Origin of the sequence: Arthrobacter sp. P2b, from assembly GCF_900168295.1 — a bacterium.
Taxonomy (GTDB): Bacteria; Actinomycetota; Actinomycetes; order Actinomycetales; family Micrococcaceae; genus Arthrobacter.
In genome coordinates this window covers 425,398-438,848 of record NZ_FVZL01000001.1, presented here as the reverse complement: position 1 = coordinate 438,848, position 13,451 = coordinate 425,398, and the positions used below count along the sequence as shown (strand labels likewise).

Annotated in this window: 13 protein-coding genes and 1 riboswitch; of the genes, 4 read left to right on the top strand and 9 right to left on the bottom strand. The window is 66.2% G+C overall.

Annotated features, from left to right (window positions below):
• Positions 1–46: 46 nt before the first annotated feature.
• Complete coding sequence (locus B5520_RS01980) at positions 47–364, top strand: DUF1905 domain-containing protein (protein WP_254865440.1); 318 nt, start codon at positions 47–49, stop codon at positions 362–364.
• Here the strand turns inward: B5520_RS01980 and B5520_RS01975 are convergent.
• Genes B5520_RS01975 through B5520_RS01965 form a run of 3 tightly spaced genes read right to left on the bottom strand, consistent with a single transcriptional unit; the run spans position 361 to position 2,255 of the window.
• Positions 361–1,569, bottom strand: a complete 1,209-nt coding sequence (locus B5520_RS01975; protein ID WP_079595378.1) for an O-succinylhomoserine sulfhydrylase — start codon at positions 1,567–1,569, stop codon at positions 361–363. The two genes, B5520_RS01980 and B5520_RS01975, sit on opposite strands and share 4 nt — an antisense overlap.
• Entirely contained in the window at positions 1,570–1,980 is a 411-nt protein-coding gene (locus B5520_RS01970) for a rhodanese-like domain-containing protein (protein WP_079595377.1), read from the bottom strand.
• Positions 1,977–2,255 (bottom strand): DUF1737 domain-containing protein, encoded by a 279-nt coding sequence (locus B5520_RS01965; RefSeq protein ID WP_079595376.1) that lies wholly within the window; start codon positions 2,253–2,255, stop codon positions 1,977–1,979. Before B5520_RS01965 ends, B5520_RS01970 begins: the two co-directional genes overlap by 4 nt.
• Positions 2,256–2,268: 13 nt before the next feature.
• Positions 2,269–2,384, bottom strand: a riboswitch (SAM riboswitch).
• 324 nt (positions 2,385–2,708) lie between these two features.
• On the opposite strand from B5520_RS01965, the gene opgC reads away from it, so the two are divergent.
• The gene (gene opgC / locus B5520_RS01960) at positions 2,709–5,090 is read left to right on the top strand and encodes an OpgC domain-containing protein (RefSeq protein WP_254865465.1); all 2,382 of its coding nucleotides are present in this window, start codon (positions 2,709–2,711) and stop codon (positions 5,088–5,090) included.
• A 74-nt stretch (positions 5,091–5,164) separates the two neighbouring features.
• Here the strand turns inward: opgC and B5520_RS01955 are convergent, their stop codons facing one another.
• Positions 5,165–5,419 (bottom strand): hypothetical protein, encoded by a 255-nt coding sequence (locus B5520_RS01955; RefSeq protein WP_079595374.1) that lies wholly within the window; start codon positions 5,417–5,419, stop codon positions 5,165–5,167.
• A 226-nt stretch (positions 5,420–5,645) separates the two neighbouring features.
• Here B5520_RS01955 and B5520_RS01950 point away from each other — a divergent pair, with 226 nt between their 5' ends.
• On the top strand, positions 5,646–6,350 hold the full coding sequence (locus tag B5520_RS01950; RefSeq protein ID WP_079595373.1) for a TetR/AcrR family transcriptional regulator C-terminal domain-containing protein: 705 nt from the start codon (positions 5,646–5,648) through the stop codon (positions 6,348–6,350).
• Positions 6,351–6,383: 33 nt separating this feature from the next.
• Here B5520_RS01950 and B5520_RS01945 read toward each other — a convergent pair whose 3' ends face one another.
• Positions 6,384–6,848, bottom strand: coding sequence for a pyridoxamine 5'-phosphate oxidase family protein (locus B5520_RS01945; protein WP_079595372.1), 465 nt, complete (start codon positions 6,846–6,848; stop codon positions 6,384–6,386).
• 27 nt (positions 6,849–6,875) lie between these two features.
• Complete coding sequence (locus B5520_RS01940; protein ID WP_079595371.1) at positions 6,876–7,805, bottom strand: aminodeoxychorismate lyase; 930 nt, start codon at positions 7,803–7,805, stop codon at positions 6,876–6,878.
• 130 nt (positions 7,806–7,935) lie between these two features.
• On the opposite strand from B5520_RS01940, the gene cls reads away from it, so the two are divergent.
• Positions 7,936–9,375: a cardiolipin synthase gene (gene cls / locus B5520_RS01935; RefSeq protein WP_079595370.1), complete on the top strand. Its 1,440-nt coding sequence runs from the start codon at positions 7,936–7,938 to the stop codon at positions 9,373–9,375.
• Positions 9,376–9,432: 57 nt separating this feature from the next.
• Here cls and B5520_RS01930 read toward each other — a convergent pair whose 3' ends face one another.
• The 3 genes from B5520_RS01930 to B5520_RS01920 form a co-directional block, all read right to left on the bottom strand.
• The gene (locus B5520_RS01930) at positions 9,433–10,707 is read right to left on the bottom strand and encodes a multidrug effflux MFS transporter (protein ID WP_079595369.1); all 1,275 of its coding nucleotides are present in this window, start codon (positions 10,705–10,707) and stop codon (positions 9,433–9,435) included.
• Positions 10,708–10,763: 56 nt separating this feature from the next.
• Complete coding sequence (locus tag B5520_RS01925; protein ID WP_079595368.1) at positions 10,764–10,988, bottom strand: hypothetical protein; 225 nt, start codon at positions 10,986–10,988, stop codon at positions 10,764–10,766.
• Between the two features lie 99 nt (positions 10,989–11,087).
• Entirely contained in the window at positions 11,088–13,451 is a 2,364-nt protein-coding gene (locus B5520_RS01920; protein ID WP_079595367.1) for a beta-xylosidase/alpha-l-arabinosidase, read from the bottom strand.

Sequence of the window (13,451 nt, the reverse complement as noted above, 5' to 3'; positions counted from 1 at the left end):
CGCCGGTCGTAGCGCACCGCCAAAGCGACGTGGCATACTCAGGCGCGTGACGCCGTCGTACGAATTCCACGCCGAGGTATGGCTCAATCCCGGCGAAGCGGGCTGGCATTTCGTCACCCTGCCTGCGGACGTGGCGGATGACATCAAGGAGCGGACCGCTGCCAGCAGCAGGGCCTTCGGAGCGGTGAAGGTGACAGCCGACATCGGAGGCCAGTCCTGGCAGACCTCGCTGTTCCCCGACACCAAACGCGGCACCTATCTCCTGCCGGTCAAGAAGACCGTCAGGGACAAAGCCGGGATCGGCGCCGGGGACACCGTGGAAGTCCGGCTGGACTTCCAGCCGGACAATGCTCCACAGAACTAGATCTGTTTGAGGGCCTGTTCCAGGTCCCGGATCAGGTCGTCGGCGTCCTCAAGCCCCACGGACAGCCGCACCACGCCGTCGCTCAGGCCGATGGCGGCACGGCCTTCCGGCCCCATGGCGCGGTGCGTGGTGGTTGCAGGGTGCGTAATCAGGGACTTGGAATCGCCAAGGTTGTTGGAGATGTCGATGATGCGCAGCCCGTCCAGCAGCGCAAAGGCGGCTTCCTTGCCCGACCGGCCGCCGGACGGAGCAAGCTCCAAAGTGAGCACCGTACCGCCGGCGCGCATCTGCTTGGCCGCAAGCTCGTACTGCGGGTGGGACTTCAGGAGCGGGTACTTCACCCAGCTCACGGCGGGCTGCTGCTCCAGCCACTCGGCGAGGCGCAGGGCGGTTGCGGAAGAGTGGTTGACGCGCAGGGACATGGTCTCCAGGCCCTTGGTGAGGACCCACGCGTTGAACGCCGACAGCGACGGGCCGGTGTGGCGCATCAGCTGCTTGACAGGTCCGTCGATGAATTCCTTGGTGCCCAGGATGGCGCCGCCCAGAACCCTGCCCTGGCCGTCAATGTGTTTGGTGCCGGAGTAGACGATAACGTCGGCTCCCAGCTGGCCGCAGCGCTGCAGCAGGGGAGTGGCAAAGACATTGTCGACGACGACGGTGGCACCCGCGGCGTGCGCGAGTTCGCTGACCGCGGCGATGTCCACGATCTCCTGCATCGGGTTGGACGGCGATTCGAAGAAGACGGCGGTGGTGGGCTGGGACAGGGCCTCACGCCACTGCTCCAGGTCCGGCCCGTCCACGAAGACCGTCTCCACGCCCCAGCGGGGCAGGATTTCGTTCAAAATCACGAAGCAGGACCCGAACAGCGAACGGGCGGCAACAACGCGGTCGCCGGCAGCCAGCAACGCGCCGAGGGCGGTAAAGACGGCGGACATGCCCGACGCCGTCGCAAAGCACGCCTCGGTGCCCTCGAGCAGGCGGAGCCGCTCCTGGAATGTGGCCACCGAGGGGTTGCCGTACCGGGAGTAGACGAAGCGCTCGTCCTCACCCGTGAATGCCCGCTCGGCGGCGGCAGCGGATTCGTAGACGAAGCCCGAATTCAGGAACACGGCCTCGCTGGTTTCCTGGAAGTTGGTGCGGTCCAGCCCGCCGCGGACGGCCTGGGTGTCAGGGCGCCAGCCGGCGGCGTCGTTATTGAAGGTCACTTAGTTCTTTCCCAGGTTGGTCGGCAGGCCGCGGTTCTTCCAGCCGTTGACGGTGCGTTCGCCGTAGCGGTCCGGCTCACCCTCGAAGCCCTCCAGGACGTTGTACGAGGTGAAACCGGCCTGGGTGGCGGCGATGGCCGCGGAGATGGAGCGCTGGCCGGAGCGGCAGATGAACAGCAGCTCGGTCCCGTTGTCCTCCGGCGCCTGCTGGCTCAGGTCTTTGATGAAATCGGGGTTGGGAATGCCGCCCGGGAACGTCCACTGGATGAACAGGGGATCATTGTCAGTGGCCTTGGTGTCCGGAATGCCGATGTGGGCCCATTCGCCCTCGGTGCGCACGTCCACCAGGATGGCGCCCTGCTCCAGCTTGGCCCAGGCTTCCTCAGGCGTCAGGTCTCCTGCGTAGCTCATGCGTGGCCCTCGCCGTCGAACTCGAGGTCCTCGGTGCCTGACTCCAGGTTGTCAACGGCGGTGGCGACGGCGGCATCAGCCGAAGCGATGGCCGCCGGCAGGACCAGGGCCTGGGCAACGATGACGCTGCTGCCGTTGAACGTTGCTGCCGGGCTGCCGTGCAGGACATAGCCCTCGGCCAGCGCGGTTGAGATCCGCTCGCAGAATGCGCGGTCGTCCGGGCCACTGATAAGGCGGTAGGACAGCTTTTCTTCAGGGGCAGGTGCGTCAGACACGACGGATCTCCTTCTCTCACGCTTGCAGCTCGAATCGGTCGATATGCCGAGTATTCACCTGAGGCACCCCGCCGCGAAAGGGAGGGTTGCCGACCGGCCAGTCAGGGCTTGCCGCCGGTACTCATTACTCCCCAAAAACGTAACATCTGGCACGCGGAGCCGCACCGCCGCCGTCGTCATGTTCCGTAACTGAACGGTCCGGCCCGTGGTGGGCGACGCTGCGCACCTCAGCGAGGGAACGTCCGACGGCGGTATCGCCGCAGGTGGGCGGGCGTTCCTTACCGTCCGCCAGGCCTGCGTCCGGATAGAGTTCACGTGGGGCAATCGCCCCGTCACCAGGTCACCAGCAGTGGGGGTCCCATCAGCATGCGTACAGCCGTGCCTCGAGTCCGCGCCGGGTCATCCACCGTGTCCCTCCACCGGAAAACCCTGGCATTCCTCGCCGTGGTGCTGATGGCCCTCATCGCCGTAGTGCTCCCCGCCGGGCCCGCGCAGGCCGCACGGAGCTTTCCGGAAGAGGGGAAGCCGCTGCTGGGCGCAGTCCTTGAATGGGGCGAGGATACCGCCGCCGATTTTGCGGGCCGTTTGGGTGCGTCACCGGCCGTTTTTGGCCATGACATCACTTTTCCCTACCGTCCATCCGAGCAGGACGACATTGAGGGCTTCCTGGAGCAGTCCTCGCTGCAGGGCGCCCACGCGATGCTCACGGTGAAACCGACGGTGCCGCTGGATCAGATTGACGGCGCGGCCGCGAAAGCCTTCGCCGGCGACGTGCGGGAGCTTGCTTCCACCTTCAAGGGCCAGCTGCTGATCCGGTTTGCCCCGGACATGAACGCAAGCTGGGTTGAGTGGGGACAGCAGCCCGCTGCCTACCGCGCAGCGTTCCAGGCCGTGACGGCGGCGTTCCGGGAGGCTGACGGCGGCACGGTGATGGTCTGGGAACCGTACCTGGGCACGGACTATCCGTTCGGCCGGAACCGGAACGCGCCTGCGCAGGGAAGTGAAGGGTTCGCGCTGCTTGACACCAACGGTGACGGCCAGTGGGACGGCGGAGACTCAGCCTATGCCCCCTACTATCCCGGGGACGGTGCGGTGGATTGGGTGGGCCTGACGGCCTATCACGACGACACAGCCGGCGGTGCGGCGGTCAATACCGTCCCCCGCGCGGGGGAGCTGCAGGAGATGCTGACGGCCTCCGGCGGGGAAAACTTCTACGCCACCTATTCGGAGGGGCGCGACAAGCCGTTCCTCCTGCAGACCGCCGCGTTTTACAGCCCGGCTTCCGGTGGAGCCCCGGAAGCGGACATCAAAACGAGCTGGTGGGACCAGGTGGTGGGGACGGCCACTGATGCCGGGTTCCGCATGACAGGGGCGGTGGTGTGGGATGAGCGCACCAGTACCCGGGATACCGGAGTGGCAAGCATCGACTGGCTGCTCACCGGAAACCCGGGCATCGCCAAGGCCGCCCTGGACATGCTGGAAGCGTCCCCCATTGTCACCGGCCCCGTCACCGAGGTCAGCTCCGGCAGTGCGTTCGTGCGGGCCAACACCCTCACCGGGGCGGCTGCCTGGACAGTGGGGGCAGCGCTCCTCATCCTCCTGGTTGCCCTGTGGCAGATTCCCCGCCGGGTCAATGCCGCAACGGCGTGGGGATATTCAGACCCGTCCAGCAGGGATTCCCGGGTGGACATGCTGCGCGGCCTGGCCATTGTTTTTGTGGTGGTCAACCACCTGGGCATGACCTCGCTGTTCCAGTTGCTCACGCAGGAAGCGGTGGGGTTCGTCTCGGGCGCCGAGTTGTTCGTCCTGTTCTCCGGCCTGGTGGTGGGCATGGTGTACGGGCCCAGGGCCAAGGACGACTTCGGAACGGTGGTGGACCTCACCTCGCGGAGGGCGGGCAAGCTGTACCTGACCGCGCTGATAGTCCTCATCGGCGTCTTCCTGGCCTCGCTGCTGCCGATCTTCCGGACCGACGCCCTGACCACCTTCGTGGACCAGGGAACCGGCGGCGCGGGGCACGACGGCGCCGGGCGCACCTATGACCTCTACGCGGGAATGGAGTCACTGTTCCAGTTCCCGGTGCCGCCGCAGGTGCTCCCTGCCATCCTGCTGCTGCAGTTTGGCCCGTGGCAGTTCAACGTGATGGGACTTTACGTGGTGCTGCTTTTGGTCAGCCCGCTGATCCTCGCGGCGCTCAACCGCGGCAAAGCCGTTTGGGTGCTGGCCGCTGCCCTGGCGGTTTACGCCGTAGGCTCGCTGACCCGCTTCCGGCTCCTGCCGTCGCAGTTCGAGGACTCGTTCCCGCTGCTCGTGTGGCAGGTGCTGTTCGTGATCGGACTGGTGGCGGGGTACCACCGGCGCAGCATCGTTGCCTGGCTCTCGGCGAGGCTCTGGGTGGTGGCCGCGTGCACCGCCGTCGCACTGCTGTTTGCGTTCCTCTCCTGGGGCAACCCCTACCTGGCCAACGGCTTTGACACCCGCCTCGGCATCATCCCGGACACCCTGTACCGGTCGCTCTATGACCTGCTGTTCGCCCGGACGTACCTTGCACCGGGACGGCTGCTCAACGTCCTGGTCCTGGTGGTGGCGGCCTACGCCTTCCTCACGGCGTACTGGAAACCCGTGCAGCGCGCGCTCGGCTGGTTCCTGATTCCGCTGGGCCGCGCCACCCTCTATGTGTTCATCATGCACGTGGTGCTTATCGCCGTCGTGGCCAATATCCCGGCCCTGCAGCAGGAAAACGTGCTGCTTAACACTGCCGCTTACGCCGCGGTACTGGGACTCTTGTGGGTCATGGTCCGGACCAGGTTCCTCTTTCGGATCATTCCCACGTAGGTGGGCCCTAACAAACTGAAAGGGCGTGAATCGCCGGCCAGGTGCCGGCGGTTCACGCCCTTTTGTGTGGGCTCTTAGACGAGTCCGGGGTAGCTGGTCATGATGTAGTCCGCAGCGGCGGGGCCCTTCATGCGCAGGCCGTTGTGCCCCGGCGTGATCCTGTTTTTCATGGCCGCCCAGAACTTTGACTCCGGACCGGGGGCCTGCTGGTTGATGAAGCACCAGCTGGTGTAGAGGCCGTAAAGGCGGTCCTGGTCCAGGGTTGAGTCGGAGGATTGGTCGATGTAGGTGGCTTCATGGAGGAAAAGGTCGAACTGCGAATTAGCCATGACGGCGTCCCTTCGCTAAGTGCGTGGCGCCGCCGTTCGGCTACAGCAGCAAGCCTCAACTGCCGTGCACGGGGCAATGGAGTGTGAGGTGGGCCCCGAAAGAAATGAGGTCCGGATGCGGCGTAAACGCTGCATCTACAATGTAGACTTTACTCGTAGACTACAAATACAGCAAGCGTCTGGAATTACCGCTGGACCCTGCACCGCCCCTCCCAGGATGGAAACAATGGCTTCCCCCAAAAGCGCTCCGGCCGCCGACCGCAAGGCCAGGCTGAGCCGGGAACTGGTGTTGGCCACGGCCCTGGAACTCGTGGACGCCGAAGGCCTGGACGCGCTGACCATGCGCCGCCTCGGCCAGGAACTTGGCCGGGACCCCATGAGCCTTTACCGCTACGCCGAGAACCGCGCCGCACTGCTGGACGGAGTCTCCGAACTGGTACTCAACGAACTCCCTGTCCACGAAGAAGACCCGGACTGGAAAGCCCAGCTCCGGCAGATTGCCCACAATCTTCGGCTGCTGGCGCTGCAGCACCCGAACGTGGTGCCGCTGCTGGTGACCCGGCCGCTGTCCACGCCGCTGGGCCTCCGGCCGCTCGGCACCCTGCGTCCGCTCGAACAGATCCTCGCGTTGCTGGTGGGGGCAGGATTTTCGCCGGCCGACGCGTTGCACGTCTACCGCGCTTACTACGGCTTCCTGTATGGGCACATCCTGAACGAGCTGCAGGAATTCGTGGTGGACCCGGAGGAGAACGAGGTACTGCTGCGGCTGGGACTCCATCGGTTGCCCGCCAAGGAATTCCCCCTGCTCCGCGCGCTGGCGCCGGCACTCGCGGAGTACGACGGCTCGGCCGAACTCGACCAGGGGCTCACTATCCTGCTGTCCGGGCTGGAATCCCAGCTCTCGCTGCAGCCTGCGCATTCCCCGGCTTAGCTGCCCGGCCAGTGGCGTTGCCCACCTGCGCACCTACTCGAACGAGGCCCGTCTCCGGTCCTGAACGCGCGTGTTCCAGACATCCGGCCGGGTGACCTTGAAACGCCGGCCGGTGAGCGCGCGTGCTGACAGGCGGATGTAGTGGACCTTCTCGCCCGGCTGCCATGGCTCCAGCCCCAGGATGTCCACGGCGTCCCTGTCAGCCTGGTCCTCAATGACCCCGGTGCCGCCGCGGGCCACCACGCTCCAGGCCTCTTCGGTGTGGGGGTCGTAACCGTCGATTTCGAGGGCAGCGGGCCGTTCCTCCTTCGCGTTCCAGAGCTTGGTGACTCCGGAGGTGCGGAAGACGATGCTCCGGCGGTGGACTACGTAGTTGACCGGGAAGATCTCGGGGTGGCCGTCCACCACAACGGCCAGGCGGCCAAGGGTGTCACTGTCCAGCAAGTCCCAGCACTCATCAAAGGTCAGGTTCCCGGTGGGCTGCTCGTGAGTAGTCATGACCACACCCTACGGCCCTGGAAATCGTTATTGAATACCGGCGAACAATTCGTTCAGCTCCGCGGTCAGCTCCTTCTGGAGCGAAGGCGTGCCGATCTCCTTGCCGTCTATCCGGTTCACGGGGGCAAGCATGCGGATGCTCGAGATCAGCCAGACGGCGTCAGCGTCGAGGAGGTCTTGGGGTTCCAGCGGGCCGTAACCCAGCTCCCAGCCGGCTGCCTTGGCGGCGGTGAACAGGGCGCCCTGGGATGTCCCGGCCAGGATGCCGCTGTCCAACTGGGGCGTGATGAGGCGCTTAACGGAAGCCCCGTCGTCGGACTTTTCCACATGGGCCAGCAGCACGGTGGACGTGGGGCCTTCCAGGACCCGACCATCGGAGGAGAAGAAAATGACGTCGTCGGCGCCCTGCTTATGGGCGTGGCGCAGAGCCGCCATGTTCACGGCGTAGGAGAGGGTTTTGGCACCGAGGAGAAGCCAGGGGGCACGTTCGGCGGCGTCGCTGTCGTAGCCGCGGTCAAGGAGGATGACATCGATGCCCGTTTCGCGCTGCCGGCGCCCCGCCGCCCCTACGGGTGACACCTGCACCCAGGCGGTGGGGTTGGGGGCACCTTCGACGCCCCGGGTTACCACCAGCTTGACCACCAGCTCATCCTCGGAGGCAGAGGCCGCCGGGTGCTGGGACCGGTGCTCGGCGAGGCCGGTCGCGATGGCACGCCGCCATGCGTCCTGGTCCGGGATCCTGAGGTCCATCGCCTCGGCGGAACCGCCAAGCCGGTCAAGGTGTGCCTGCAGCTTGCGGACCGTCCCACCCACGGCCAGCATGGTTTCGAAGATACCGTCACCCCGTGTGGCGCCCTGGTCCGTGACCATCAGCTGCGGCTTGGACGCGTCGGCGAGCCGGCCGTCGGGGAAAGCGGGGTCGAGGAAAACGAGAACCACGGAAGCTGGAGAGGTCATGGCTCCAGCTTAGTGCGGCGCCGCGCGGATAAGCTGGGCGGAGTGCCCCGGCCGGAAACCGCCCGCCGGGAGCCCATGTTCCGGGGGTTTTCTCGTGTTGTGGCCATTTTCGCTTGCCGGCTCGGCGCCGATGTGGGTAGTGGTGCTGCTTGCCGTCGCCGATCTGGCGATCAGGGTGCTTGCCCTGGGAATCATTCCGGGAAACCGGCGCCCCACCACCGCCATGGCGTGGCTGCTTGGCATCTTTTTCGTGCCCTTTGTGGGCATCGTCCTGTTCCTGCTCTTCGGCAATTTCAAGCTGTCCAGCCGCCGCCGGGAGCAGCAGCAGCAGGTCAATGACCGGGTGCGCGCTGGCATTTCCTCCCTCGCCGACGTCGAAAGCGTCTACCCCGGCCCTGAATGGGTGAAGTCTGCGGCCGAGCTGAACCGCAGGCTGGGCTCCCTGCCCATGGTGGACGGCAATGCGGTGGACCTAATTCCCGGCTACCCGGACTCCATCCTGGCCATGACGGAGGCAGTGCGGAAGGCCAAGAAGTTCGTCAACGCCGAGTTCTACATCATGAGCACGGACCACATCACCAATGACCTGCTCACCGCTTTGGAGGAAGCGGCCGAGCGCGGGGTGGAAGTGCGTGTGCTTTTCGACCACATCGGCACCCTCCGGGTCCAGGGCTACAGGAACCTCCTCAAGCGCCTCAAGGCCGGCAAGATCCAGTGGAAGCGGATGCTGCCGCTCATGCCCATCCATGGCCAGTGGCGCCGGCCCGATCTCCGGAACCACCGCAAGATCATGGTGATCGACGGCGAGATCGCCTTCACGGGCTCGCAAAACCTCATCGAGCCCTCCTACAACAACCCCCGGCACCGCAAGGCCGGCCGTGAGTGGGTGGAGCTGATGGCGTGCCTGCGCGGCCCCATCGTCACCACCCTGAACGTTGTTTTCGCCACCGACTGGCTCAGCGAAACGGACGAGTCCCTGGAGCACCAGCTGCAGCTCCCGGCGAATCCCCACCCGGGGGAGGTCACGGCGCAGGTGGTCCCCAGCGGCCCCGGCTTCATTACCGAAAACAACCTGCGGCTGTTCAATACCCTGATCTACTCGGCCCAGCACCGCATCTCCATCTGCAGCCCTTACTTCGTGCCTGACGATTCGCTGCTCTACGCCATCACCACGGCCGCCCAGCGCGGCGTCGACGTGGAACTGTTTGTTTCCGAGAAAGGCGACCAGTTCCTGGTCCACCACGCCCAGCGCTCCTACTACGAGGCGCTGCTGGAGGCGGGCGTGCGCATCTTCCTCTACAAGGCACCGTTTGTACTGCACGCCAAGCACTTCACCATCGACGACGAAGTGGCGGTGCTGGGCTCCAGCAACATGGACATGCGCTCGTTCTCGCTCAACCTTGAGGTGTCCGTGATGCTGCTGGGTGACGACATCGTGGCCAAGATGCGCGCGGTGGAGGACACCTACCGGGACATTTCCCATGAACTACGGCTGGCGGACTGGCTCAACCGTCCGCTGGCGGCGCGGTACGTGGACAACGTGGCCCGGCTGACGGCAACAGTGCAGTAAGAAAGACAGTGCAGTAGGAAAACGGTGCAGTAGGAAAACGGCGCAGTAGAAGAGGTACTAATCACCGGCAGCGACGCGTTCGTTGCCGGTGCGGGCCGCGTGGTCGGGCCAGCCGCCCTTCCGGTAGGCGGGGGTCCCGGCGGCAAGCACAATCACGGTCAGGACACAGGTCCCGATCATGACTCCCACCATCGACAGCGCATTTCCGCCCAGGAGTCCCACCAAGGGACTGACAAGTCCCGCCACGCCGGACTGGAGGGCTCCGATGACGGCCGCCGCGGTCCCGGCCATGTGTCCATAGTTGTGCAGGGCCAATACCGAGGCATTGGCTGGAATCATTCCCTGCACCCCGAGGACAAGCCAGAGGCCAGCCATCAGGCCAAAAGCGCCGCCGGTGCCTGTGGACACCGCCGCGAGCAGCAGCAGGGCCAGGCCCAGCTGGACAATGACTGCCGTGCGCAGCAGGCGGACAGGCGGGACTTTGCGGACCAGTGCGGCATTGAGCTGGGCGGAGAGCACCAGCGCGGCACCATTCAACGCGAAGGCCAGGGCGAACTGCTGCCCGGTGAAGCCATACTCGTCCTGGAAGACGAAGGGCGACCCCACCACGTAGCTCATGATCAGTCCCAGTCCCAGCCCCGGGATGACGGCCAGCGCCATAAAGTGCTTGTCCCGCAGGAGCGACCAGTAGGCGCTGGCAACGTGCCGCGGGCTGCCGGGGCTGCGTCTGTCCTCCGGCAGGGTTTCGGGCATGAACTTCCAGACGATGGCCACCAGGACCACGCCGATGAGTGCCAGGGCGTAAAAGACGGCACGCCAGTGTGAGATTCCGGCGATTGCCTGGCCTATGGTCGGGGCAAAGAGGGGCGCGACGCCGATCACCAGCATTAGGCGGGACAGCAGCCGCGCGGCGGCGGCGCCCACGAATCGGTCACGGATGACGGCAATGGCCACCACCGCTGCGGCGGCGTTGAAGAAGCCCTGGAGCACGCGCAGTCCCACGAGCGTTTCGATGTTCGGCGTGATGGAGCACAGCATGGAGATCACCACATGCAGAGAGATGCCGATGACCAGCGGCAGGCGCCGTCCAAACCGGTCCGAGAACGGGCCCATGACCAGTTGGCCTATTCCGCCGCCCAGCAGCATTCCGGACAGCGTGAGCTGGGCCGCTGCCTGGGTGGTGTCAAGATCGGCCACCACGGCGGGCAGGGACGGCAGGTACATGTCGGTGGTCACGGCCGGGAGGGCGGCCAGGGCGCCGAGCATCAGGACGTACTTGACGGTACGGGGAGGCCTGGGATGTGGGGCAGGGGATCGGGCGGTGTCCGTCACGCGGCAAACCTAACTATTTTTGGAAAGACTGATGGTCGCCGCATGTCTTGAGCGTTTCAGTTGGCGGAGTCCAGCAGCTGCACGGATTCCCACGTCTGCCCGTAAGGGACGTGGTCGCTCAGTTCCACCGTGAACTCACCGGCACCCCGCTCGGTCACGAGGATACCCCTCGTCGGGTTTTCCTTGGCGAGGTCCAGGAGCTGCCGTACGGAGGAATTGAGCTTCTCGTCGGCCTCGGAGCTGGTGGTTGCGGAGATTGTCACGCAATGGTCGGTGGTCATGGCATGTCCTTTCAGCCTTGTCCGGTTGTGCCAGGGTGATCGGGGGAGCAGGGCTGCGGGTGGCCGGGGCACCGGAAGGGCGCCCCGGCCACCTTGCCGTCAGGCGGAGGGTGTAACCGTGACTCCGCAGTGCAGCCGGCGGGTATGGTCCACCGTCCGGGGCGCACCGGTGAGGGTGACCGTTGCCTGCAGGCGGATCTCCCCGCTTGAGGCGCCGAAGCCAAGTTCCAGGTCACCGGGCTCCACGATGCGCCGTCCGTCGCGGCCGGTAAAGGATGCGACGTCGGCGGGGACCGTGAAGGCAACGCGGGCCGAGGCTCCCGGTTCCAGGGGGACGCGGGCATATCCCACGAGCCACTGCTCCGGGCGGACAACCGATGCCACCGGATCGTGCAGGTACAGCTGGACCAGTTCCGTTCCTGCCCTGTCACCCGTGTTGGTGACCGTGATGCTGGCCTTGGCCTCGCCGTCCACCGGTACAGCGGCGGCGCCGTCAACAGTCAGGCCGCTCCACTCAAAGGTGGTGTAGCTCAGGCCGTGGCCGAACGGGTAGGCCGCGGCGGGATCAATGTTGGAGACGCTGCTGGCGCGGGCCAGCCGGGACGCCAGATAGGTCGAGGGTTGCGCCCCCGGCCGGGCCGGAATGCTGACGGGCAGCCGGCCGCTGGGATTGACGCGGCCGCTGAGGATTTTTGCAACAGCAGGGCCCCCTTCCTCTCCGGGGAAGAACGCCTGCACGATCGCTGCGGCGTTCTCGACGGCGGAGCCCACAGCGTAGGGGCGGCCGGTGAGGAGCACCACCACTACCGGCACGCCGGTTTTGATCAGGCGGTCCAGCAGTTGCTGCTGGACTCCCGGGAGCACCAGGGATTCCACGTCGCAGCCTTCGCCGCTTGTTCCGCGGCCGAAAAGTCCGGCGCGGTCGCCCAGGACGGCGATGACGACGTCGGCGCCGGAGGCGGCAGCAACGGCTTCGTCGAATCCTTCCGTGGAGTCGCCGTCGATGGAGCAGCCGGCGGTGACGGAGATGGCGCTGTCAGGGAACTCGGACCGGAGGGCCTGGGCCACGGTGGGCAGTTCGATGCCGACCGGAACGTCCGGGTGCTGTCCGCCGACGTGCGCGGGGAAGGAGTAGCAGCCCAGGAACGCCTGCGTGTTGTCGGCGTTGGGCCCCACGACGGCGATGCGGCCGGGCGTGCGCAGCGGCAGGATGCCGTTGTTGCTGGCGAGGATGATCGATTCCTCGGCAATCCTGGCTGCTAGCTTCCGGTTGGCCTCGGTGTCCAGCGTGATGCTGCCTTCGAGGCGGGCGGCATCCTGCAGGTTGGCGTTCTCCAGGGCAGGCGGAACGGACGACCAGTCCTCATCCAGCAGGCCCAGCTCGATCTTCTGCACCAGGACGCGGCGCAGGGCCCGGTCCACCATGCCGACGGGCAGGCGGCCCGCTTCAATTTCGGCGATAAGGTGCTCGCCGAAGGCGTGCACGGTGGGAAGTTCGACGTCGACTCCCGCGGACAGTGCCGCGGCTGCAGCTTCACCGAGGGACCCTGCGATGCCATGCAGTTCCTTGAGGAAAGCAACACCGAAGTAGTCGGCCACAACCGTGCCGCTGAATCCCCAGGTGTCGCGGAGGAGCCCAGTGAGCAGGGAAGCATCGGCGGCGGTGGGGACGCTGTCCATGTCCGTGTAGGCATGCATGACCGAGCGGACGCCCGATTCCCGGATGGCCATCTCGAACGGCGGCAGCAGGACGTCGGCCTGCTCACGCGCGCCGACGGACACAGGTGCCAGGTTCCGGCCGGCCTTGGACGCCGAGTAGCCCACGAAGTGCTTCAGGGTGGCGATGATGCCGCTGCTTTCCAGGCCCTGGATGTAGGCGGTGGCCAGCGTCCCGATGAGGTAGGGGTCCTCGCCGATGGTTTCCTCCACCCGGCCCCAGCGGGCGTCGCGCACGACGTCAAGGACGGGGGCAAGGCCCTGGTGCACACCTACGGAGCGCATGTCGGCGCCGATCGCGGCACCCATCGTGCGGATGAGGTCTGCGTTAAAGGTGGCTCCCCAGGCAAGTGGCACCGGGTAGGCGGTGGCCTGCCAGGTGGCGAAGCCGGCGAGGCATTCTTCGTGGACCAGGGCGGGGATGCCGAAGCGGTTGGCCGCGGCGATGCGCTGCTGGGTCCGCTGGAGGGACAAGGCGCCCAGCGCAGGGTCCACGGGTGCGGTTCCGAAAGGCCTGGTGAGTTGTCCGAGGCCGTTCGGCAGGATTTCGTCCAGGTCGACGGGAGGGTTCATCTCGTTCTGGTGCGGGGCCACTTCGCCCCCTTCAGTGGAGGCGCCCACCCAGACCCCGAAGAGCTGGGCCGTCTTCTCCCGAAGGGTCATGGCTGCGATGAGGCTTTCGGCACGTTCCTGCGGTGTGGCGTCGGTGTCGCGCCAAGGCGCGTTGTGAGTTGCGGTTTCGGTCAT

What these genes read in the sequence shown, in the direction of transcription:
- opgC (WP_254865465.1), top strand. Translation starts at nt 2,709, where the DNA reads ATGGCCCTCATCGCCGTAGTGCTCCCCGCCGGGCCCGCGCAGGCCGCA.
- B5520_RS01950 (WP_079595373.1), top strand. Translation starts at nt 5,646, where the DNA reads ATGGCTTCCCCCAAAAGCGCTCCGGCCGCCGACCGCAAGGCCAGGCTG.
- B5520_RS01945 (WP_079595372.1), bottom strand. Translation starts at nt 6,848, where the DNA reads ATGACTACTCACGAGCAGCCCACCGGGAACCTGACCTTTGATGAGTGC.
- B5520_RS01955 (WP_079595374.1), bottom strand. Translation starts at nt 5,419, where the DNA reads ATGGCTAATTCGCAGTTCGACCTTTTCCTCCATGAAGCCACCTACATC.
- B5520_RS01940 (WP_079595371.1), bottom strand. Translation starts at nt 7,805, where the DNA reads ATGACCTCTCCAGCTTCCGTGGTTCTCGTTTTCCTCGACCCCGCTTTC.
- B5520_RS01925 (WP_079595368.1), bottom strand. Translation starts at nt 10,988, where the DNA reads ATGACCACCGACCATTGCGTGACAATCTCCGCAACCACCAGCTCCGAG.
- B5520_RS01970 (WP_079595377.1), bottom strand. Translation starts at nt 1,980, where the DNA reads ATGAGCTACGCAGGAGACCTGACGCCTGAGGAAGCCTGGGCCAAGCTG.
- B5520_RS01920 (WP_079595367.1), bottom strand. Translation starts at nt 13,451, where the DNA reads ATGACCGAAACCGCAACTCACAACGCGCCTTGGCGCGACACCGACGCC.
- cls (WP_079595370.1), top strand. Translation starts at nt 7,936, where the DNA reads ATGTGGGTAGTGGTGCTGCTTGCCGTCGCCGATCTGGCGATCAGGGTG.